Below are 22,429 nucleotides of genomic sequence, written 5' to 3' on the forward strand. Positions count from 1 at the left end.
TTATAGCTTCACCTTTTTTGCCACTACCTTCGACTCATTATGCAGTCGGTCGAGTGCTGTTACCACATAGCGATATTTAGTCTTTCCATTTTCATAGGGTAACTTATAGAAGTTATCCCGCGTGATGGCTACAATATGAGAAGGATCACTGATGTCCACTTTCTCTTTAGCATCGAAACGGTAAATCACATACTGTACGGCACGATCCATTTCATCCTTATACTTCGGTGCTGTCCAGAACAAAATATATCCATCTTCTGTCCACACCGGTTTCATCTTGCGCACTTTATCCGGCGCTTCATTATCCATGAAATCAAAAACAGGAGGCAAGGCGGGATATTTGTGGTATTCAGCCATCAAAGCATCACGATACTTTCCGGCATTCTCCACCACTGCACTTGCAGGCCACTGACAACTTCCACCAATCGTCTGATAAGCACGTTGCAACGCCATCTTACGGGGAAGCTGGTTCATGGAAGGAGTCTGCGGGTCAGCATTCTGCACCGTATTCATTACCGACTGACCAATGAACAAAGGACGATTTTCCGTATTCTTTGCCCACCACTTCACCAATGTCTCATAATCAGCTACCGGATGACCTATCTGCCAGTATATCTGCGGAATGTTATAGTCTATCCAACCTTCACGGGCCCAAAGAAGCACATCGGCATAAAGATCATCATAGTTTTGCAAACCGTTGGTCTTACTACCCAGCGGATCACTCTTCTGATTACGGTAAATACCAAACGGAGAAACACCGAACTTAACCCACGGCTTCAATTCACGTACTGTCTCATGAATTTTCTTTATCAACACATTGACATTACTGCGACGCCAATCCGCTTTATTAGAAAATCCACCGCCATAACGGGCAAAGCTGGCATCATCCAGAAAGTCTACTCCCTGTTTAGGATAGGGGTAGAAATAATCATCCATATGAATAGCATCAACATCGTAGCGGGAAACAATATCCGTAATCACCATACAGATGTGGCGACGGCTTTCCGGCAATGCAGGGTCGAAATAGACTTGGTCACCGTAAGTAACAAACCATTCGGGATGGATATTATAAACATGGCCCGGCGCCAATTCATTCTTCAGTGAAGTCTTCACACGATAAGGATTAATCCAGGCATGAAACTCCATACCACGCTTGTGGCACTCTTCAATCATAAATTCCATGGGATCCCAATAAGGATTGGGTGCTTGTCCCTGTACACCGGTCAGAAAGCGGCTCCACGGTTCCAGTTGCGAAGCATAGAGAGCATCGGCTTCGGGACGTACCTGAAAGATAATGGCATTAATGCCTGCCTCTTGCAGGGAGTTCAACTGACTGATCAAGGTCTGTTTCAACTTCTCGGTGGGAATTCCGCGGAATTGTCCGTTAACAGCTTGTATCCAGGCTGCACGAAATTCACGTTTGGGGTATCTTTCGGGTTGGAATTGCGCTGCCACTGTCAAAGAAAAGAGCAGGGCACATACGCACAAAAGGGTTCTTACTTTCATTCTTTATAAAATCTGATTAGGGTTTATTCAATTCATTGGCCATTCAACAACTACACGGACGCCACCGTTGTACGAAGTATCCAGGTAAATCTTGCCATCTACAATATCCATCACCTGACGGGCAATGGAAAGTCCCAGACCTGTGCCGGGAGTAAAGCTATCTACTTTAAAGAAACGCTCGAAAACAGTTTCCTGATATTGCGACTCAATGCCGATACCAGTATCTTCTATTATGAAACGTATGATATTATTCTCCTTATCTTCCTCACATTGCAGACGGATCACACCCTTTTCGGTAAATTTCCCGGCATTATCCAGCAAAAGGGCAAGCACACGTTTCATCCAGGCCCGTACAGTCTGTATCACCGGGGCATCCGGAGAGGGAACCCATTGCAGTTCCACACCTTCTTTCTGCTTCCCACCCAACTCATCTATACATTCAAGACAGCAGGCATTCACATCCACCGCTTCTTTGGGCATATCCGCAGTCTGTGAGTCCATATCGGCAATATCTATTATATTATCAATCAGTTCTAACAAATAAGCACTGTTCTTCTCGACCTGACCGGAATACTCACGGGCATCTTCCACATCCAAGCCTTCTTCGGCAAGCAATGCAGAAAAACCTACTACAGAATTAAGCGGTGTACGCAGCTCATGCGTGACGTGCTGGATGAACGAACTCTTAATGCGCCCCATCTTTTGCAATTCCTTACGGGCAACATCCAGTTTCCGGTTCATGGAAAGAGTACGAATATAAAGGTAAGTAACCAATATCAATAGCAGTAATATCACACAACCCGCCCCAAACACAAAAGCCAGACGCTCACGGCTCATTTTCTCACTCAGTTCCAGCTTCTCCATCTTCAGACGGTCAACCTCAAACTGAGCGGTATATTTGTTCAGCTGTTCATCCATCTCTGCCGTACGCACAGAATCATTCAACTGAGAATACTCTGCAAAAGCACGACATGCCTCTCTGTAATGTCCTATCTGTTCCAGCATAATGGCTTTTTGCCGGTAGTTTCCCGGATAATAATTACCTATCGAACGCTGGTAATTAATCAGAGAATCCATATAAACCACGGCATTGCCTATGTTACCCAAGATCTGACTGCACATAATTTTATAGCCGAACCAGCCCTCCTGTGAAATAGACTCTTTATTTTTAAGATAATAAGCATTTGCTTCACGAATATAAGGTTCTGCCGCTTTCTCTCCTTTTATCCCCAAAACAGCAATAACCCGAAACTGATAATAGCGCATATACAGGGCTTCTCCTATTACAACATCCTTCCCCTCAACTGTCTTCCCCAACTGTCCCAACCGATCCAGATAAGGCACGGCGTCACTATATGACTGACGTGCCAGATAAGTTTGAATGATATTGAGGGAAACAACATAAGCATCACGGTAATATTTGCCTTCTTCAAAGTGCTTCAATGCACTATCATAATATTCAAGGCATAGCTTTATATTCTGACCGAACACACGGTGATTATAACCTATACACATTTCACCGGATGCCATGCCGTATTTATCTTTCCGTTTCTCGGCGTCTTTACAGAGTAAATCCGTCTCCTTCATCACCTCTTCCTGCAACCCCTTTTCGGTCATTCGCTGGATGTACTGCCTCCATGCCTGATAGCGATCGGTATTACGGTGGCAACGATCTGCCCAGTCCATATATTCATAAGTCACCAGGCGCAAACTGTCCGTATCTCCTAATTCATAATAATGATTGGCAAGAATAGCATAAGCGTCACTGATATTAGCCGTATCTTTCCGCTCTTTTGCCAATTCAAGGAAGTGCATACCCAAGGGTAGAAAATTCGGTTTGCCATTCGCTTTCCGTACACTGTCGGCAAGCGATTTCAGATCAACAGTCTCTTGTCCCATAACTGTCCCGAAACAAAAAAACAAGCATACCAACATGGCACACAAGCATATCCGAGGGTATTGCATAAGGATGATTGGTTTTTAAAGTGCGCATAAAAATAGTGCTTTTCCCGCTTGTATGTCAGCAACTATTTAAAAGTATAACAAATCTTAACCTGCCAATCATTATACATATTTGAATTGCAGTGATTATCTTTGTGCCTTAAATTCACTTTAGTGACTCAGATTATGACCAAAAACAACTCCATACTCATCAAAGGCGCACGCGTCAACAACCTGAAAAATATAGACGTAGAAATACCCCGGAACAAACTTGTCGTCATCACCGGGTTGTCCGGTTCGGGTAAATCCTCCCTGGCATTCGACACACTTTATGCTGAAGGACAACGTCGTTATGTAGAAAGCCTGAGCAGTTATGCCCGCCAGTTCCTGGGACGTATGAGCAAGCCTGAATGTGACTTTATCAAAGGGATTCCGCCGGCCATTGCCATAGAACAGAAAGTGAGCAGCCGCAATCCGCGTTCCACTGTCGGCACCTCTACCGAAATATACGAATACCTGCGATTATTGTATGCCCGCATCGGACGGACATTCAGTCCCATTAGCGGAGAGGAAGTAAAAAAACATTCCACTGAAGATATCGTAAACTGTATGTTAGGCTATCCGGAAGGGACAAGATACACAGTGCTCGCTCCGATATTGCTACGTGAAGACCGTACCATGAAACAGCAACTGGACATTGATATGAAGCAAGGTTTCAATCGTCTGGAAGTAAACGGAGAGATGATACGCATTGATGAATACGAACCCAAGAAAGGAGATACCGTTTTCTTATTGATAGACCGTATGGTAGCATCCAAAGAAAAAGATGCGGTCAGCCGACTGACGGACTCTGCCGAAACGGCGATGTACGAAGGCGACGGTGCCTGTCTGCTCCGGTTCTATCAGCCTGACGGAACAACCAGCCTGTATCGCTTCAGCACTAAATTCGAAGCAGACGGTATTGCTTTTGAAGAGCCGAGCGACCAGATGTTTTCCTTCAACTCCCCCATCGGTGCCTGCCCTGAGTGCGAAGGCTTCGGTAAAGTAATCGGTATTGATGAACATCTGGTGGTGCCCAACCGTTCGCTGTCCGTTTACGACGGCGCCGTGGTGTGCTGGCGCGGTGAAGTGATGGGTGAATGGAAAGATATGGTGATACGAGGTGCCGAAAGAGCGGGATTCCCTATCTTTACACCTTACTATGAGTTGACGGACGCACAACGCCGGATGCTATGGGAAGGCACTCCTTACTTCCAGGGTATCAACGCCTTCTTTAAGATGGTGCAGGAAAATCAGTACAAGATACAATATCGCGTGATGTTGGCACGCTATCGTGGCAAAACACTTTGCCCGAAGTGCCATGGCACCCGCTTAAAACCCGAAGCCGGCTATGTACGAGTAGGAGGACGAAATATTTCCCAACTCGTAGATCTGCCGATTACGGAGCTGAAAAACTTCTTCGATAACCTGCAACTGGATAAGCACGACAAAGATGTTGCTACCCGTATTCTCACGGAAATCAACAGCCGTATCCGCTTCCTTCTCGATGTCGGATTGGGCTACCTGACACTGAACCGTCTCAGCAACTCGCTTTCGGGTGGTGAAAGTCAACGTATTAATCTAGCCACTTCACTGGGCAGCAGCCTGGTAGGTTCACTCTACATTCTTGACGAACCCAGTATCGGACTACACAGTCGCGATACCGACAAGTTGATACACGTATTGCGTCAATTGCAACAACTGGGCAACACGGTTGTCATCGTGGAACATGATGAAGAAATCATCCGTGCGGCGGATTACATCATAGATATCGGGCCGAAAGCCGGACGTCTGGGCGGACAAGTGGTCTATCAGGGAGATATGAAAGATTTGCAGCCGAACAGCGATAGCTACACCGTCCGGTATCTACTAGGAGAAGAAGAAATACCTGTCCCGGAACATCGCCGCCCATGGAATAACTACATAGAACTGACCGGGGCACGCGAAAATAACCTGAAAGGGGTAAACGTACGCTTTCCTCTGAATGTAATGACTGTAGTGACCGGCGTCAGCGGATCGGGAAAGAGTACTCTGGTACGCGACATCTTCTTCCGTGCCCTGAAACGCGAACTGGATGAGTGCAGCGAACGTCCGGGCGAATTCGCTTCTATCGGCGGTGACCTGCAAAACCTGCGAAATGTAGAATTTGTAGATCAGAACCCTATCGGCAAATCCAGTCGTTCAAATCCTGTAACTTATATCAAGGCTTACGACGAAATCCGCAAACTATGGGCAGATCAACCACTTGCCAAACAAATGGGATACACTGCCGGCTACTTTTCATTTAACAGTGAGGGCGGACGTTGCGAAGAATGTAAAGGTGACGGAACCATCACAGTAGAAATGCAATTCATGGCCGACTTGGTGTTGGAATGTGAAACCTGCCACGGAAAACGCTTCAAAGCTGATACATTGGAGGTTAAATTCCATGACGCTAACATCTACGATGTACTGGAAATGACCGTGAACCAAGCTATAGAGTTCTTCACCAAGTACGGACAGAAGAAGATAGTAAAAAAACTCGCTCCACTACAAGATGTAGGATTAGGCTACATCAAACTGGGACAATCTTCCTCTACCCTTTCAGGTGGTGAAAACCAACGCGTGAAGCTGGCTTATTACCTCAGTCAGGAAAAGGCAGACCCTACCCTGTTCATCTTCGACGAACCGACTACAGGATTGCATTTCCATGATATTCGCAAATTATTGGAAGCTTTCGATGCCCTGATATTACGTGGACACTCCATCGTAATCATCGAGCATAACATGGACGTTATCAAGTGTGCCGACTATGTGATAGACCTCGGACCGGAAGGTGGTGACAAAGGTGGAAATCTGGTAGCGGCAGGTACACCGGAAGAAGTGGCAAAATGTGCGGCAAGTTATACAGGACGATTCCTGCAAGAAAAGCTGCACATGAAATAATTGAATTTATAATAACCTGCAAAGCGGAAAAATCTTAGCCTGTTTAATTCATAATAGGAGTTAAAGGAGTTATCACTTCTTTAACTCCTCTAACCCCTGCGTATGAGTTATGTAAGTTAGAAGTAGAAACCGAAACCAACCTTCAGACCAAATACCGAACGGTCACCGTTTACGTTCCAGTACACAGCCGGCTCAAGTGTCACCGTCCTCGACAGGAAGAAAGCGTAACCCGCTTCCGCACCGAAAGAAAACTTGGTATCATCGCTTGCCCCCCAATCCCAACGATCTACGTTGACATCAGCGCCCAGATATAGACCAATCTTACTGAAATAGTAACGACCGCCTACACCGAGGGTATAAACATCCGTATCACCTCCTTTTTCATTCCACTTGGCTCCTGCATGTATCAGTAACGCCACATTATCCAGCAGAAACGCACCACCTTTGGCTTCAATGCCAAATGAGGTCTTGTCTGTCTCTGTATTATGCGACAAGCCTAAGCCGGAAATCGACGGATTCAAGATCCACTTTCCTTTTTCAAATTGTGCCTGGGCAGCCACTGTGGCCACAAGCAGACAAACGAGTAATGCTAATTTTTTCATTGTTACTTATTAGTTTTTGGTGTTATTGTACTTTTCATCTTCCTCTTTACGTTTTCGCTGCAAGTCTTCTTTCTTACGCAACACCAACCAGAGGATAAACACAATGATATAGGATGCTGCAACAGTGACGTATTTTTCCGTATCACTGATAACAGTGTTGCGCGGCAGGAAATAAGCTGCCGTAGCACTCACATAGATAAGCAGAGCAATCGTGATGCTTGTAGATTTTTTAAATCTCTTCATTACCAAAGTTTTTTAGTCGTTTTAAAATACCAGATACTAAACCAGAGTGCAGCTACCACAGCCGCCAGAATGGCAACACCAAGAGCAGCCTGAGGTCCTAAGCCAAAGCCTTCGGGGGCTATGCAGATGTATGTTGTACAAACAGTTGTCATAAATACAGCCGGAACATAAGTTACATAAAAGTAATGCCCTTTCTTTTCACGCACCAGATAGACGGTAATCGCCCAAAGCGTAAAGACGGAAAGCGTCTGATTGGTCCATGCAAAGTAACGCCAAATCATGTCAAAGCCCTCTTTGTCGCTCAAACTGTAGAGCAACAAACCAATAGCAGCGAGAAACATAGGAATACATATATACAAACGACGACGCATGGATTTTTGTTCCATTCCGAGGAAGTCTGCCACAATAAGGCGGGCAGAGCGGAAAGCGGTGTCACCACTCGTGATAGGCGCGGCAATCACACCTAATATAGCAAGGAATCCTCCCGCAGTACCGAGCCAATCTTTGGTGATAGCATCCACTACTACGGCAGCATTCGTCTCCCCCATTCCGTTTTCATGAAAGAAATAGGTGGCAGCTGCAGCCCAAATCAGGGCAACAATACCTTCGGTAATCATAGCGCCATAGAACACAGGGCGACCGTGACGTTCACTCGTCATACAACGAGCCATCAACGGACTTTGCGTAGCATGGAAACCACTGATAGCACCACAGGCTATGCTGACAAACATAATCGGGAAAATGGGCAGTTCAGCGGCATTAGGATTCGTATTCTGCAAGCCGTCCCAGAATTCCGGCAAGACAGGATGCTTCACATAAAGCATCACCAGTATACCCACCGCCATAAATAGCAATGCAATAGCAAAAAGCGGATATATCTTACCTATAATTTTATCAACCGGCAACAAAGTGGCAAAAATATAATAGATAAATACCACTATTATCCAGAACGTAACATCCAAAGATTCCGGTGTCAGTTTTGCCAGCAATCCGGCAGGACCGGCCACAAAGACAGCTCCTACCAATATCATCAAAAGAACGGTAAAGCCACGCATCACCTGCTTGGTAGTCACTCCCAGATAGCGACCGATGATCTCCGGCAAGCTTTCACCGCCATTACGCAGAGAGAGCATACCTGCCAGGTAATCATGTACGGCTCCGGCAAAGATACTGCCGAGCACAATCCACAAATAAGATGATACACCAAATTTAGCCCCCATAATAGCACCGAAGATAGGACCCAAACCGGCAATATTGAGAAATTGTATCATGAAAATCTTCCAGGTGGGCAAAGGGATATAATCCACCCCATCGGTCTTAGTCAAAGCAGGCGTCTTACGATCGTCAGGACCGAAAATATGTTCGATGAAACGCCCGTAAAGAAAATAACCTGCTATTAATGCCAGCAGACAAAGCGTAAATGTAATCATGGTGCGTTATTCATTATTTTTAATGGACGCAAATGTAATAGTTTCTAAGGAAACTGCACAACATTCTCAAGTGTTTTACTTATCTTCGCCGCTAAAAATGACAGAAATAAAGAAGGAAAAGAGAATTTGCTTAGAATAAGTATTAGGTATTACAATAAAATCTCTATCAACATGAAACAGTTACTTCTCACTATATTATTTATCACATTCGTTCTGCCCCTTACCGCGCAATCCGCCGGTGAGATGGTTACCCATCCTCCAAAATACGAAGTGCGCGCTGCCTGGGTCACCGCCGTCTATGGTTTGGACTGGCCCCGTACCCGTGCCACCAGTCCCGAAGGCATCCGAAAACAAAAGGCAGAACTAGTCGAGATACTTGACCGACTGAAAGATGCTAACTTCAACACTGTGCTCTTCCAGACGCGAACGCGCGGTGATGTGCTCTACCGCTCGGAGATAGAACCGTTCAACTCCATCCTGACCGGGAAAACAGCTGCTGATCCGGGATACGATCCACTGGCTTTCGCCATAGAAGAGTGTCATAAGCGTGGTATGGAGTGCCATGCCTGGATGGTAGCCATTCCGTTAGGCAATCGCAAGCATGTTGCCAATCTGGGCAATGCCTCCGTAACCAAACAGAAATCCGCTATTTGTGTGCCTTATAAGCGTGAATACTTCCTCAATCCCGGAAATCCGGAAACCAAAAAATATCTGATGAGCCTTGTACGCGAAGTCGTAGAAAAATATGACGTGGATGGCGTCCACTTCGATTATCTGCGTTATCCGGAGAATGCTCCCCGATTCCCTGACACCTATGATTTCCGGAAATATGGCAAAGGACGCGACCTCGCCCAATGGCGCAGGGATAACATTACGGAAATCGTCCGCCACCTCTACAAAGGTGTGAAAGCCCTGAAGCCCTGGGTAAAGGTAAGTACCTGCCCTGTAGGAAAATATCGTGATACTTCCCGTTATCCTTCCCGCGGATGGAATGCTTTCCATACGGTCTACCAGGATGCGCAAGGTTGGTTGGGTGAAGGCATACAGGATCAGATATATCCCATGCTTTATTTCCGGGGCAACCACTTCTATCCCTTTGCCCTCGACTGGCAGGAACAAAGCAACGGACGCCAGATCATTCCCGGACTGGGTATCTATTTCCTCGACCCTAACGAAGGCGACTGGACACTGGATGAAGTGGAGCGTCAGATAAACTTTACCCGTGCCCACAAACTGGCAGGCCAGGCCCACTATCGTGTGAAGTATCTGATGGACAACACCCAAGGGTTGTATGACGCACTGACAGAGAACTTCTACACCGCCCCTGCCCTGCAACCCGCCATGCCCTGGATAGACAACACGCCGCCCACTGCCCCTACCCGGCTAACCGTCATCCGGCAACCGGACGGATACATCCACCTCAGCTGGATGCCCGCCACGGACAATGACAGACGCAACCCGCCGACCTACGTCATCTACGGCTCGGACACCTACCCGGTGGATACCTCGAATCCGGAGAATATCATTGCCCAACGAGTGCAGGGAACGGAATACACGTATGCTCCTGTCCGCCCTTGGACGGCAAAATGCTATTTTTCCGTCACTGCCGTAGACCGTTGCGGCAATGAAAGCGAGGCATGCAGATAACACTCCCGAATGCCACACCTTAGCTCCCCGAATGCCACACTTTCTCGTCCCCAATGCCACACTTGGGCAGTCGTGAAGTGCGGCATCGGCGACAATGAGATGTGGCATTTCACCCGCCAAGGTGTGGCATTCGGGACGCTGAAGTGTGGTATCCAACCAATGAAGCCCTGCATTCGGACTATGAAGCCCCGCATCCGGACAGCGGGATTCAAGATTGAAAAAATCATCATCTGCGGCGGCGGCGGTTTTTTCTTTTTTTTTCTTCTGCTGCTGTTGTTATATCTTTTATATTCTCTTTATTAACTGCATCAACACTTTCTATAACAGTACTATCATTCAGCGCTTTAACTAATTTTTCAGCATTTTTCTTCTGCTTTTCCTCTGTCGTTTTTTGCCGTTTTTCGTCATTTTTCGACTCAGAAACTGACGTTTCTAATGCACTTTCGTTCATTTTCGGGGCTTTTTTTCGAGCTGTTTCTTCCGGTTTTTCATCTTCAACTTCATTTGTTTCCTTCCGCACCTGAGCCCGTTGTTCTATCGGATTCAGCTCGGCAGGCATGAAGGAGCCGTCCTCTTCAAAATCGAAAAGCCCGTAGTCGAAAATAATCTTTTTGACATAGGCAAAAGAAATTTTATACATCTTACAGTAAGGGCGCAGAAACTTCATGTCGCCACATGAGTCGGGCAACATAGCCAGTTTCTCGATCACAAACCAATAAGCTCCCGTTCCCTTGAGCTTTTCCTTCTCCAGCAGATACTGCATTCTGGGGTCGCACATCGCCATCAGCGGATGTTGCAGATAGAAATTTCTTTTCATCTTCTCTTTATGTTTTAGTTTAAGGCCATAAAGATAAGCATACCGCATGAGACAACCGGAGGTTCCGTGAGGTTCCGTGAGGTTATGTGAGGTTCCGTGAGGTTAAATGAGGTTCCGTGAGGTTAACACACCTCCACCCGCACGTAAGCCCTATATCTGCTTTGAGGAGTAACCGGCACCAAGGACAAATAGCCGGAAACGATCCTTCCATCCTCCACTACCAATGGATAATCCCTCGTGTCCTGTTCATGCTGCGCCCGCAAAGCTTCGGCAGAAGGGAAATTGTCGACATTAAAAATTCCCTTGCTACCGGGAGCGACGAAATTATCATAAAGCTGGCGGGCAACCATTCCCATGGTCATGCGCACATTAACTTCAACATGTGGATGAACAGCGTACGGATATCCCCTCTGATCCGGACAGATCATCATATCTATCCCCATAGGGCCGGAATAATACCTGCCATAAATTCCTGATATAACTTCCTGCACATGCTCACGAATGCTCACGAATGCTTCCAACGGGATATACTGCAGAATCCACTGCTCCACTTCCGCATTAGAGACCAGCATATTGCCACGATAAGCCCCTTTCTCATCCGTAAAAAAACGCGAGTAACCGCTAAACAACACCTTCCCCCTGCCATTGGAGTAGAATTCCATGGCAAAATCTCCCACCTTTTTATATATAGGTTCCAGTACAACAGCTCCGTATTTCGCTATTTCCCGGTTACACCAATCCGCTGTAGATTTCGCCATCCCGTGGCGACACCAACGCAAGCCTCTTCCGCTACCCGACCACAGAGACTTGAACAGGTAACCATCCTTATATTTATCGTCCCAATCCGAGGAATAAGATTCCCCTTCGCCATCCCCTATTATCATATAATGGCGTCCACAAACACATTTGGGGACATTAGGCAGTTCAAACGTCAGACCCAAAGTCATTCCATACGAACGGGAAGAAAGTAGGCGACACTCGCACAACTCCGCTTCCGTGATCAGTTTGTGTTCGGCAATACCGGCTTTCCGCATGCGCTTGTGGAAAGCACGATTCCATCCCCAGGGTACGACTTGGGATTCCGCGTAATCGGGCAATTCCGGTTCGGTGACCAATTGCACGGAAAGAGGAAACAATTGTTTCATTTTCTGCAGGTAATCCGCATTATAAGCTGACGAGGCAAGTACCGCGCTGCCGGGCTGGGCATACCAAACAGGTAATAAAGCGAGATCCTGAGCCATCCGGCGGATAGATGCAGGAGCCATATAATTCTCTTCATCACTAGCAAGTGCCATGTCCGTGTCTGGGTTAAATACATAGAGTTTCATACTATTACAGTTCTTTATTATTTAAGGCCGCAAAATTACAGAGAAAAACAAGGCAAAGCAAATATATAAACTTCACTAACAAAAAAGATATTTTGCCATCTCTACTTTGCAATTCTATAAAAAAGACGTATATTTGTCGCCCGATAAACCGAATTTAACAGCATGGAAGCATTCTACCGCACACACGCCTATCTTGTTGAGCATACCAATGCCCCCGTTCGCCGTGACCTCATGGATGAGATCAACTGGAACGACCGTCTTATCGGTATTAAAGGAACGCGTGGTGTAGGTAAAACCACGTTTCTGTTGCAATACGCTAAAGAGAAATTCGGCACTGACCGTTCCTGCCTCTTTATTAATATGAACAATTTCTACTTTTCTTATTTCAGCATCGTTGATTTCGCTTATGAATTCCAACGCCGCGGCGGAAAAGTATTGCTGATAGACCAGGTATTCAAACATCCGGACTGGAGCAGGGAACTGAGAATGTGTTACGACCGCTTTCCAAACCTCAAAATAGTGTTTACCGGTTCGTCCGTGATGCGACTGAAAGAAGAAAACCTGGAACTGCGTGATATAGTGAAGAGTTATAACCTGCGTGGTTTCTCCTTCCGTGAGTATCTGAACCTGCAAACAGGCATGAAGTTCCGTGCTTATACACTGGAAGAAATTTTGAGCAACCACGAACAGATTGCCAAAGGCATCCTTTCGAAGGTACGCCCACTGGATTACTTACAGGACTATCTGCACCACGGTTTCTATCCGTTCTTTTTGGAAAAACGCAATTTCTCGGAGAATCTACTGAAAACCATGAATATGATGGTAGAAGTGGACATCCTGCTTATCAAACAGATTGAACTGAAATATCTTTCAAAAATCAAGAAATTGCTTTATATGCTGGCAGTAGACGGTCCGAAAGCCCCGAACGTAAGCCAGTTGGCAAACGACATACAAACATCCCGTGCCACGGTGATGAACTACATCAAATATTTGGCAGATGCACGCCTTATCAATATGGTATATCCGAAGGGAGAAGAATTCCCCAAGAAACCATCGAAGATTATGATGCACAACTCTAACCTGATGTACTCCATCTATCCCGTGAAAGTGGAAGAACTAGATGTGTTAGACACTTTCTTCGCAAATTCCTTGTGGAAAGATCACAAGGTGAACAAAGGCGACAAAAACATGTCGTTTCTGGTGGACGATGTGATGCCTTTCAAGATTTGTCCGGAAGGAATGAAAATAAAGAATAATCCCGGCATCACCTACGCCCTGCACAAAGCGGAAATAGGAAGAGGGAATCAGATTCCACTCTGGATGTTCGGCTTTTTATATTGAGATTTATTCACTTAATAATAATTCAATTTAGTTATGACTAAACAGAAGAAATTCATTACTTGTGATGGTAACCAGGCTGCTGCGCATATCTCGTATATGTTCTCTGAAGTAGCTGCTATCTATCCCATCACTCCCTCTTCTACGATGGCTGAGTACGTAGATGAATGGGCTGCCGCAGGACGCAAAAACATCTTCGGCGAAACAGTATTGGTACAGGAAATGCAATCGGAAGCCGGTGCTGCCGGAGCTGTTCACGGTTCATTGCAAGCCGGTGCGTTGACTTCAACGTACACTGCATCTCAAGGTCTGTTGCTGATGATCCCGAATATGTACAAGATTGCCGGTGAATTCCTGCCTTGCGTATTCCACGTATCAGCCCGTACACTGGCTTCTCACGCTCTGTGTATCTTCGGTGACCACCAGGACGTTATGTCAACCCGTATGACAGGTTTCGCCATGTTGGCAGAAGGTTCTGTACAGGAAGTTATGGACCTCTCCGGTGTAGCCCACCTGGCAACCATCAAGAGCCGTGTACCGTTCGTTAACTTCTTCGATGGTTTCCGTACTTCTCACGAAATCCAGAAGATCGAGATGTTAGAAAATGACGATCTCGCTCCACTGCTTGACCAGGAAGCTTTGGCTGAATTCCGTGCTCGCGCATTGAACCCGATGAATCCGGTTGCCCGTGGTATGGCTGAAAACCCCGACCATTTCTTCCAGCACCGTGAATCATGCAACAACTACTACGAAGCAGTTCCTGCTATTGTAGAAGAATACATGAATGAAATTTCTAAAATCACAGGACGTAAATACGGATTGTTCGATTACTATGGTGCTGAAGACGCAGAACGCGTAATCATCGCTATGGGTTCTGTAACCGAAGCTGCCCGCGAAGCTATCGACCACTTGGTGGCTAATGGCGAAAAGGTAGGTATGGTTGCCGTACACCTGTATCGTCCATTCTCTGCTAAGCACTTCCTGGCTGCTGTGCCTAAGACCGCTAAGACTATTGCAGTTCTTGACCGTACGAAGGAACCGGGTGCTAACGGCGAACCGTTATACCTCGATGTAAAAGACTGCTACTATGGTGCAGCCGATGCTCCGGTAATCGTAGGCGGTCGTTACGGTTTGGGTTCTAAGGACACTACTCCCGCCCAGATCATTGCCGTATACAAGAACTTGGCTATGCCGATGCCGAAGAACCACTTCACTATCGGTATCGTAGACGACGTAACCTTCACTTCACTTCCTCAGGAAGAAGAAATCGCATTGGGCGGCGCAAGCATGTTCGAGGCTAAATTCTACGGACTGGGTGCTGACGGTACAGTAGGTGCTAACAAGAACTCTGTGAAAATCATCGGTGACAATACCGACAAACACTGCCAGGCTTACTTCTCTTACGACTCAAAGAAGTCAGGTGGTTTCACTTGTTCTCACTTGCGTTTCGGTGATACTCCGATCCGTTCTACATACTTGGTAAACACTCCGAACTTTGTGGCTTGCCACGTTCAGGCTTACCTGCACATGTACGATGTAACCCGCGGTTTGCGCAAGAACGGTACATTCCTGCTGAATACAATCTGGGAAGGCGAAGAATTGGCTAAGAACCTGCCTACCCGCGTGAAGAAATATTTCGCTAAGAACAATATCTCTGTATACTATATCAACGCAACTCAGATTGCACAGGAAATCGGTTTGGGTAACCGTACCAATACAATCCTGCAATCTGCATTCTTCCGTATCACAGGTGTAATTCCTGTTGACTTGGCTGTAGAACAGATGAAGAAATTCATCCAGAAGTCTTACGGTAAGAAGGGTGAAGATATCGTAAACAAGAACTATGCTGCCGTTGACCGTGGTGGTGAATACAAGCAATTGACCGTTGATCCTGCTTGGGTTAACCTGGCTGACGACGCTAAGACTGAAAACAACGATCCTGCATTCATCAACGAAGTAGTTCGTCCGATTAATGCACAAGATGGCGACTTGTTGCCGGTATCTGCATTCAAGGGCATCGAAGATGGTACTTGGTATCAAGGTACAGCTAAATACGAAAAACGTGGTGTAGCTGCTTTCGTTCCCGAATGGAATGCTGAAAACTGTATCCAGTGTAACAAGTGTGCTTATGTTTGTCCTCACGCCTCTATCCGTCCGTTCGTTCTGGATGCTGAAGAGCAGAAGGGTGCAAACTTCGAGATGCTGAAAGCTGTAGGTAAAGTATTCGACGGTATGACATTCCGTATCCAGGTTGATGTTCTCGACTGTCTGGGTTGCGGTAACTGTGCCGACATCTGTCCGGGTAATCCGAAGAAGGGTGGCAAGGCTTTGACTATGAAACATCTGGAAAGCCAGTTGAACCAAGTTCCTAACTGGGATTACTGCGCTGAAAAGGTAGCAAGCAAGCAACATCTGGTTGATGTTAAAGCTAACGTAAAGAACTCTCAGTTCGCTACTCCGTTGTTTGAATTCTCAGGCGCTTGCTCCGGTTGTGGTGAAACTCCGTACGTGAAGTTGATCACTCAGTTGTTCGGTGACCGCGAAATGGTAGCCAATGCAACAGGATGTTCTTCTATCTACTCCGGTTCAGTACCTTCTACTCCTTATACTAAGAACGAAAAGGGTCAAGGTCCTGCTTGGGCAAACTCTTTGTTCGAAGATTTCTGCGAATTCGGTTTGGGTATGGAGCTCGCTAATGAAAAGATGCGCGACCGTATCGTGAAACTGTTCAACCAGATTCTGGAAGGTGACAATGCTCCTGCTGAGGCTAAGGAAGTATTGAAAGCATGGATTGAAAACATGTACGATGCAGACAAGACTAAAGAACTTGCACCTCAGATCGAGGCTATCATCGAGCAAGGCATCGCTGCCGGCTGCCCGGTTAGCAAGGAACTGAAAGGCTTGACTCAATATTTAGTAAAACGCAGCCAGTGGATCATCGGTGGTGACGGTGCTTCTTACGATATCGGTTACGGTGGTCTCGACCATGTAATCGCCAGCGGTAAGGACGTTAACATCCTGGTTTTGGATACTGAGGTTTACTCTAACACAGGTGGTCAGTCTTCTAAGGCTACTCCGGTGGGTGCTATCGCTAAGTTTGCCGCTGCCGGTAAGCGTGTACGTAAGAAAGACCTCGGCTTGATGGCTACTACTTACGGTTACGTTTACGTAGCTCAGATCGCTATGGGTGCTGACCAGGCTCAGACTCTGAAAGCAATCCGCGAAGCTGAAGCTTATCCCGGACCGTCACTCATCATCGCTTACGCTCCGTGTATCAACCACGGTCTGAAGCTGGGTATGGGCAAGAGCCAGGCTGAGGAAGAAAAGGCTGTTAAGTGCGGTTACTGGCACTTGTGGCGTTACAACCCGGCTTTGGAAGCTGAAGGCAAGAATCCGTTCCAGCTGGATAGCAAAGAACCGGATTGGGCTGGATTCCAGGACTTCCTGAAGAGCGAGGTTCGTTACTCTTCTGTAATGAAACAATATCCTTCAGAAGCTGCTGAACTGTTCCAAGCTGCCGAAGACAATGCCAAGTGGCGTTATAACAGCTACAAGCGTCTGTCTAAAGAAAACTGGGGTGCTGATGCCGAATAATTTCGATTATTGAAATAGTAAATAATAAACTCTGAAAAATGAAGGCTGCACCGTGAACCGGATGCAGCCTTTATTTGTTTTCAAACAAAAGCAACGAACATTATGATTGGATTCATTATTTGGATTATAGGCCTGATACTTGCTATCAAAGCCGTATTGGAAATTATGCAATGGAAGGTAGATGGCGTCAAGAAACTATTGGTCGCTATTCTTGTATTGCTCACCAGTTGGATCGGACTGATCTTTTATTATTTCTGGGGAAGAGACAATTTACCTTCAATGTTGAAATAAACAGATCTATCTGTATAAAAAAGAAAATGCCGTACTTAAATTACGGCATTTTCTTTTTTTATTAAGCTATGTACGTCTTCCTCCGTTCCAGCGAACGGACCGTAGCTCTGTAGTTTGACGGAACACATGGCAGCGGCAAAACAACCGGCTTCCTGATAAGATGCTCCTCTTTTACGCATATACAGATAGCCCGCCATATACGTATCCCCACAACCGGTAGCATCGGCAACATTCTCTACCGGATATGCCGGAATTTCATAGAATCGTTCATCAACATAAATAAGTGAGCCTTTGTCTCCCAAAGTCAGCAAGACTTCCTTCACTCCCCAGTCCGCCAATTTAACAGCAGCATCATAAGGATCTGAGCATTGCGTAAGTACCTCCATTTCGTGTTCATTAGCTTTCAGGATATGGATATATTTCAAGGCTTCAGCTTTTTCAGCCCAGTCCACCGCCAATACTTCTTCGTTCTGTACTTCACGCAAATAACCCTGTACATCAAGAGAAAGTAATCCTTTCCCGGCAAGATATTTGATAACATCCAGTGAAAAATCATCCGCCAGTAAACTACCCAAATGAAAAATCCGGGCATTTACATCCTGCAAACCTTCAATCGTAAAAGGATCAGCCTTAGCAGTAACCCGCTGCTTTCTTTCATTGGTATCCTCGCCATAAATATTCTCAAAGCAGATGGAATGGATGCTGGGGAGTACTTTCACTTCAATGCCGTCTGTCCTCAAATCATCCACCACCGGCATCTCGCTATCAGCCAAGGCGGTGACAAGTTGGAATCCTTCCGTACTCAGGTGTTTGATGGCATGCGCAAAATAGAAAGAGGTTCCTCCGGGCATGTGCACAGTTTTCTGCGGAGTAACTACTTTATCCAAAGTAATATATCCGATACAACAAAGATCGTATTTCATAAAATATTCAGTTCCATTTTTCAGACTGCAAAAATAGCCAATAATTATCGTTTCTTCCCCCTGCAACACTATAAATTCTTCCGTTTTAAGAAATCCGTCGGACTTTCACCGAATTGTTCCTTATAACACTTCGTGAAATAAGACGGAGAAGAGAAACCGACTTCATAAGCAATTTCCGCAACCGTCATTTCTGAAGAAGCCAACAGGGAAATTGCTTTTTTAAGGCGTGCCTGGCGCAGCAATTCATTGGGAGCATAGTTAGTGAGTGATTTCAGTTTACGGTAGAGTTGCACGCGGCTCAGTCCCATATCTTTGCCTAAGTCTTCCACATTCAGTTCCGGATCTCTCATTTTCTCTTCCACAAGAGCCTTGAAGCGGGAAACAAAATCCTTATCCATATCGCTGATATTCTCTTTCGCCAACGTCTGGTTATCACCAAAAAACTGTCGAAGCTGACGACGGGAATCTATCAGATTACGGATACGGGACAAGAGCAATTGCGAATTGAAAGGCTTGGAGATATAAGAGTCCGCACCTCCATTGTATCCCTGGATGCGTTGCTCATCAAGCGAACAGGCAGTGAGAAGGATGACAGGGATATGGCAAGTCTGCAATTCCGTTTTCAGACGGCGGCAACACTCCACACCATCCATACCGGGCATCATTACATCGGAAATAATCACATCGGGGACGTACTTCATGGCAAGGCGTATGCCTGTAGCCGCTTCCGGTGCATCCAGTACATGATATTCTTCGGCGAGCAGCGTCTTTACATAATGACGGATATCGGCATTATCATCAATAACCAATACTGTGGGACGTCCCGTTGCTCCTGCCTCCTCTTCATCAGCCGATAACTCGCTTTCTACTAACGTAGCGGAAACTTCCGTCTCTTCGGCAGGCAGCGTCACCACGGTAGGATGATATTGGGAAATGCTCTGAGCCGGAAGAAGGACGGCAAATGTCGTTCCCTTCTCATCACTCTGAGCAGTAATTTGCCCGCCATGCATCTCCACAAAGGCGCGTACAAGAGCCAGTCCAATGCCTGTGCCCGCCTGATGACCATCTATCTGATAGAAACGCTCAAAGATGGCATCCACTTCTTGGGAAGAAACGTAGCTGCCGGAGTTGAAGACGGAGAAGCGAAGGCTCGCGACATCGGCTTGCAGGCTCACGACTATCTTTCCATTCTCAGGGGTATACTTCACGGCATTAGACAACAGATTGAAGTAGATGCGCTCCATCTTCTCGCAGTCCGCCATGATGCGGAAATCCGCATCGGGCATGGCTTCGAAGGAAAAAGAGATATGCTTTTTCAGGAGAGCCATGCGGAAGGAATCGTTCCAGCTACGGAAATTGCTCAACAGGTCGAAAGGCTCCAGATGAAGTTCCATGCGCCCGTTCTCTACTTTGCGGAAATCGAGAATTTGATTGACGAGACGAAGAAGGATATTAACGTTCTTCTTCATCAGTTCCAATAACTGACGGGAATGTTCCCCGAGGGATTTATCAGCAAGAAGCTGGTTTATGGGGTCAGCAATCAGAGTCAGCGGAGTACGGAAATCATGAGAAACATTGGTAAAGAACACCAGCTTGGCGTGAGTGGCTGCTTCCAATTCATGGGAAAGTTGTTCCAACTGCTCCTTTTGCTGGATAAGTTGCTCCTTCTGTTGCGTCAACTGTTGCTTCTGCGCTTCCAGTATCTCCTTCTGGCGGGAAAGTTCCCGGTTCAGACGGTTCTTAGTGCGCAACGAAAGATAAACGGCAACCAATAGACCGACAACCAGCAGGAGCACTAACAGACTACCAAACAGCACTACCTGTTGCGTGGCGTAACGGTCAAGATAATGATTCATCTTTCCGTTTAGCGTCTCTATTTTTCCGTCAAGGGTGGCAATATGCGTGGTCTGCATCTGCATAATCTGGGCATTGGTACTGTCCACAACAGAGGTATTTAATATCGTTTCGCGCGGGAAATCACGTTTATTCAGAATGTCCATTGCTATCTGTATCACCCGGTCGCCACCGGTGGGATAAATAAATGTGGCATCCAGTTCGCCTTTCAGCACCTGTTCCACACCATATCCTTCGCCGGACAGGGCATCCGTACCAATGAAACGCATCTCTCCTGCCCTACCTTTCTGTCGGACAACAGCATAAGCGCCTGCAGCCATCCGGTCATTCTGCGCATACACCACATCTATCTGAGGGAAGTGCGTCAGCAGCGTATCCATCTTCTGTCCTGCCTCGGAACGTAACCATCCGGCATCTTCGCGAGCCAGAAGCTTGATGCCGGGGTAAGGGGAAATGGCAGAGACAAAGCCCTGATGGCGGTCCATCGCCGGCGTGGAACCGGTCAGACCAGATATCTCCACTACATTGCCTTGTCCGTGAAGCATATTAGCCACATAATGCCCGATGGCTTTTCCTAATTCATAATTGTCAGCACCGATATAAGCGGTGTATTTATCGGAAAGTATCTTGCGGTCGAAGACAATGACAGGGATGCCGCGGTCGTATGCTTCTTCCACTACCGGGGTGATGGGGGCGGCTTCGTTGGGGGCAATGACCAGTAAGTCCACGCCTTCCTCGATGAAATTGCGGATGTCCTCTATCTGACGGGCATTATCATCCTTCACGGTGCGGATGTCGATTTCCACTTCATCATAGAAGAGTGCTTCGCGCAACATCTCGTTATTCATCTGGTGGCGCCACTCATCGTCGCTGCACTGGGATACCCCGATACGGAAACGAGGTTCATGCCGGGCGCACGAAGCTGCCAGTCCGAAGAGGGAAAGTAAAGTTAGCAACAAGTAAACATTGTATCTTCTCATTGTCTTTTCGGTTGTTTTAAGTATCATAGAGAAATCAGAAACTCAGTCCTTTTTCACGACCGTGATTATAGACGTCTTCCAATCCATTGCCTGCAATGGTATAGAAATCGCCTCCCATCTCTTTCAAATCATGGTCAGGCTTTATAAAGCGGATGGTGGAGTCATTAATCCGGGCAGGAATTTCTTCTTCTGAGAAGAGATCAAAAGTCACTTTTTCTTTTTCTGTGCAGATGCAGATTATCTCTTTGTATCCCAATTCAGAAAGAGGAACAACGGGACAAATGGAAGTGTAACTACCGTCTACGTACGGTTTATTATTGATAAATGCGGGAATGTTCCAAGCATGAAGCATGCGGGTGGTGGCATAGGCCACTTCATCCAGGTTTTCTTTGGTCAGTAGCTCAGTCCGCTCATCAGAATGGGTATCGAACATCTGCAATTCGAGATTCTGGTTTTTCCATTCCGGTTTATGACGCAGGGCGTTTATCAGCAGCATTTGTCCCAGCCGCCTAGCTCCGTCCGATTGGGTGACTTGGGCAGCTTCTTCTGTTTTCACAAAACTGGTTGCCACCAACAGGCGGGCGGCTTGCGGGTTCCACAGATTGTTTTTAATCTCTGTCGATAGCCGTTGAATAGATTGCAGCATGGCACCGCTTTGGTTACCTTCGGCCTGGCTCGTTGCATATCCGTCGCTCCACAAGGAAAGGTCCAGTGCACTCACTTTATTAAATGCTGCAAAGACTGCTATCAAAACGGAAGAGGAACAGGATGCATACGCTTTCGCCCTTATTCCTTTCTCCTCAAAAGCTCTCAGAACGCCATGAGTGAACACATTCTTATATCCACCCGACATACAACAAATAGCGATATCATCCATATTTTTTAGGGTATTAGTATCGCAAATATAAAAATAAATTGCACTATAACAGTGCAATTTATTGAATATTCTGCACTATGACAGTGCAAATCAA

Annotated in this window: 15 protein-coding genes; 5 read left to right on the top strand and 10 right to left on the bottom strand. The window is 46.5% G+C overall.

From position 1 onward, the window contains the following. The gene (locus BN161_RS04210; RefSeq protein WP_044263372.1) at positions 1–1,506 is read right to left on the bottom strand and encodes a glycoside hydrolase family 10 protein; all 1,506 of its coding nucleotides are present in this window, start codon (positions 1,504–1,506) and stop codon (positions 1–3) included. A 27-nt stretch (positions 1,507–1,533) separates the two neighbouring features. After that, a complete protein-coding gene (locus BN161_RS04215) occupies positions 1,534–3,441 on the bottom strand; it encodes a sensor histidine kinase (protein ID WP_394332283.1) in 1,908 nt (635 codons plus the stop codon). A 192-nt stretch (positions 3,442–3,633) separates the two neighbouring features. Between BN161_RS04215 and uvrA the strand changes: the two genes are divergently transcribed. After that, entirely contained in the window at positions 3,634–6,411 is a 2,778-nt protein-coding gene (gene uvrA / locus BN161_RS04220; RefSeq protein ID WP_044263374.1) for an excinuclease ABC subunit UvrA, read from the top strand. 116 nt (positions 6,412–6,527) lie between these two features. Here the strand turns inward: uvrA and BN161_RS04225 are convergent, their stop codons facing one another. From BN161_RS04225 to BN161_RS04235, 3 genes are read right to left on the bottom strand one after another with little or no spacing between them, the layout of a single operon-like run. Next, positions 6,528–7,013: an outer membrane beta-barrel protein gene (locus tag BN161_RS04225; RefSeq protein ID WP_044263375.1), complete on the bottom strand. Its 486-nt coding sequence runs from the start codon at positions 7,011–7,013 to the stop codon at positions 6,528–6,530. A gap of 9 nt (positions 7,014–7,022) precedes the next feature. Beyond that, positions 7,023–7,256: a hypothetical protein gene (locus tag BN161_RS04230; RefSeq protein ID WP_044263376.1), complete on the bottom strand. Its 234-nt coding sequence runs from the start codon at positions 7,254–7,256 to the stop codon at positions 7,023–7,025. Further along, the gene (locus BN161_RS04235; RefSeq protein ID WP_044263377.1) at positions 7,256–8,686 is read right to left on the bottom strand and encodes a carbon starvation CstA family protein; all 1,431 of its coding nucleotides are present in this window, start codon (positions 8,684–8,686) and stop codon (positions 7,256–7,258) included. The genes BN161_RS04230 and BN161_RS04235 overlap by 1 nt, the downstream gene beginning before the upstream one ends. A gap of 171 nt (positions 8,687–8,857) precedes the next feature. On the opposite strand from BN161_RS04235, the gene BN161_RS04240 reads away from it, so the two are divergent. Continuing rightward, positions 8,858–10,333, top strand: coding sequence for a glycoside hydrolase family 10 protein (locus BN161_RS04240; RefSeq protein WP_044263378.1), 1,476 nt, complete (start codon positions 8,858–8,860; stop codon positions 10,331–10,333). 226 nt (positions 10,334–10,559) lie between these two features. On the opposite strand, the gene BN161_RS04245 is transcribed toward BN161_RS04240, so the two are convergent. Beyond that, positions 10,560–11,150 (bottom strand): DUF4373 domain-containing protein, encoded by a 591-nt coding sequence (locus tag BN161_RS04245; RefSeq protein WP_167332489.1) that lies wholly within the window; start codon positions 11,148–11,150, stop codon positions 10,560–10,562. Positions 11,151–11,272: 122 nt separating this feature from the next. Beyond that, positions 11,273–12,478 carry a hypothetical protein gene (locus tag BN161_RS04250; protein WP_044263379.1) on the bottom strand — a complete coding sequence of 402 codons (1,206 nt, stop codon included), beginning with the start codon at positions 12,476–12,478 and terminating at the stop codon, positions 11,273–11,275. A 162-nt stretch (positions 12,479–12,640) separates the two neighbouring features. On the opposite strand from BN161_RS04250, the gene BN161_RS04255 reads away from it, so the two are divergent. The 3 genes from BN161_RS04255 (at position 12,641) to BN161_RS04265 (ending at position 17,701) form a co-directional block, all read left to right on the top strand. After that, entirely contained in the window at positions 12,641–13,819 is a 1,179-nt protein-coding gene (locus BN161_RS04255) for an ATP-binding protein (RefSeq protein ID WP_044263380.1), read from the top strand. 33 nt (positions 13,820–13,852) lie between these two features. Next, entirely contained in the window at positions 13,853–17,410 is a 3,558-nt protein-coding gene (gene nifJ / locus BN161_RS04260) for a pyruvate:ferredoxin (flavodoxin) oxidoreductase (protein ID WP_044263381.1), read from the top strand. A 102-nt stretch (positions 17,411–17,512) separates the two neighbouring features. Then, on the top strand, positions 17,513–17,701 hold the full coding sequence (locus BN161_RS04265; RefSeq protein ID WP_007214827.1) for a hypothetical protein: 189 nt from the start codon (positions 17,513–17,515) through the stop codon (positions 17,699–17,701). 35 nt (positions 17,702–17,736) lie between these two features. Here BN161_RS04265 and BN161_RS04270 read toward each other — a convergent pair whose 3' ends face one another. From BN161_RS04270 to BN161_RS04280, 3 genes are all read right to left on the bottom strand, one after another. Then, complete coding sequence (locus BN161_RS04270; RefSeq protein WP_044263431.1) at positions 17,737–18,624, bottom strand: PfkB family carbohydrate kinase; 888 nt, start codon at positions 18,622–18,624, stop codon at positions 17,737–17,739. Between the two features lie 68 nt (positions 18,625–18,692). After that, the gene (locus BN161_RS04275; protein ID WP_074435092.1) at positions 18,693–21,458 is read right to left on the bottom strand and encodes a substrate-binding domain-containing protein; all 2,766 of its coding nucleotides are present in this window, start codon (positions 21,456–21,458) and stop codon (positions 18,693–18,695) included. A 34-nt stretch (positions 21,459–21,492) separates the two neighbouring features. Beyond that, the gene (locus BN161_RS04280; protein WP_044263382.1) at positions 21,493–22,335 is read right to left on the bottom strand and encodes a patatin-like phospholipase domain-containing protein; all 843 of its coding nucleotides are present in this window, start codon (positions 22,333–22,335) and stop codon (positions 21,493–21,495) included. Between the last annotated feature and the right edge of the window lie 94 nt (positions 22,336–22,429).

The organism is Bacteroides timonensis (assembly GCF_000513195.1).
GTDB lineage: Bacteria > Bacteroidota > Bacteroidia > Bacteroidales > Bacteroidaceae > Bacteroides > Bacteroides timonensis.

Excerpts from the sequence above, each read along its gene's own strand:
- BN161_RS04215 (WP_394332283.1), bottom strand. The coding sequence starts at position 3,441 with ATGTTGGTATGCTTGTTTTTTTGTTTCGGGACAGTTATGGGACAAGAG.
- BN161_RS04270 (WP_044263431.1), bottom strand. The coding sequence starts at position 18,624 with ATGAAATACGATCTTTGTTGTATCGGATATATTACTTTGGATAAAGTA.
- BN161_RS04275 (WP_074435092.1), bottom strand. The coding sequence starts at position 21,458 with ATGAGAAGATACAATGTTTACTTGTTGCTAACTTTACTTTCCCTCTTC.
- BN161_RS04235 (WP_044263377.1), bottom strand. The coding sequence starts at position 8,686 with ATGATTACATTTACGCTTTGTCTGCTGGCATTAATAGCAGGTTATTTT.
- BN161_RS04210 (WP_044263372.1), bottom strand. The coding sequence starts at position 1,506 with ATGAAAGTAAGAACCCTTTTGTGCGTATGTGCCCTGCTCTTTTCTTTG.
- BN161_RS04230 (WP_044263376.1), bottom strand. The coding sequence starts at position 7,256 with ATGAAGAGATTTAAAAAATCTACAAGCATCACGATTGCTCTGCTTATC.
- BN161_RS04225 (WP_044263375.1), bottom strand. The coding sequence starts at position 7,013 with ATGAAAAAATTAGCATTACTCGTTTGTCTGCTTGTGGCCACAGTGGCT.
- uvrA (WP_044263374.1), top strand. The coding sequence starts at position 3,634 with ATGACCAAAAACAACTCCATACTCATCAAAGGCGCACGCGTCAACAAC.
- BN161_RS04265 (WP_007214827.1), top strand. The coding sequence starts at position 17,513 with ATGATTGGATTCATTATTTGGATTATAGGCCTGATACTTGCTATCAAA.
- BN161_RS04250 (WP_044263379.1), bottom strand. The coding sequence starts at position 12,478 with ATGAAACTCTATGTATTTAACCCAGACACGGACATGGCACTTGCTAGT.
- BN161_RS04240 (WP_044263378.1), top strand. The coding sequence starts at position 8,858 with ATGAAACAGTTACTTCTCACTATATTATTTATCACATTCGTTCTGCCC.
- nifJ (WP_044263381.1), top strand. The coding sequence starts at position 13,853 with ATGACTAAACAGAAGAAATTCATTACTTGTGATGGTAACCAGGCTGCT.
- BN161_RS04245 (WP_167332489.1), bottom strand. The coding sequence starts at position 11,150 with ATGAAAAGAAATTTCTATCTGCAACATCCGCTGATGGCGATGTGCGAC.
- BN161_RS04280 (WP_044263382.1), bottom strand. The coding sequence starts at position 22,335 with ATGGATGATATCGCTATTTGTTGTATGTCGGGTGGATATAAGAATGTG.
- BN161_RS04255 (WP_044263380.1), top strand. The coding sequence starts at position 12,641 with ATGGAAGCATTCTACCGCACACACGCCTATCTTGTTGAGCATACCAAT.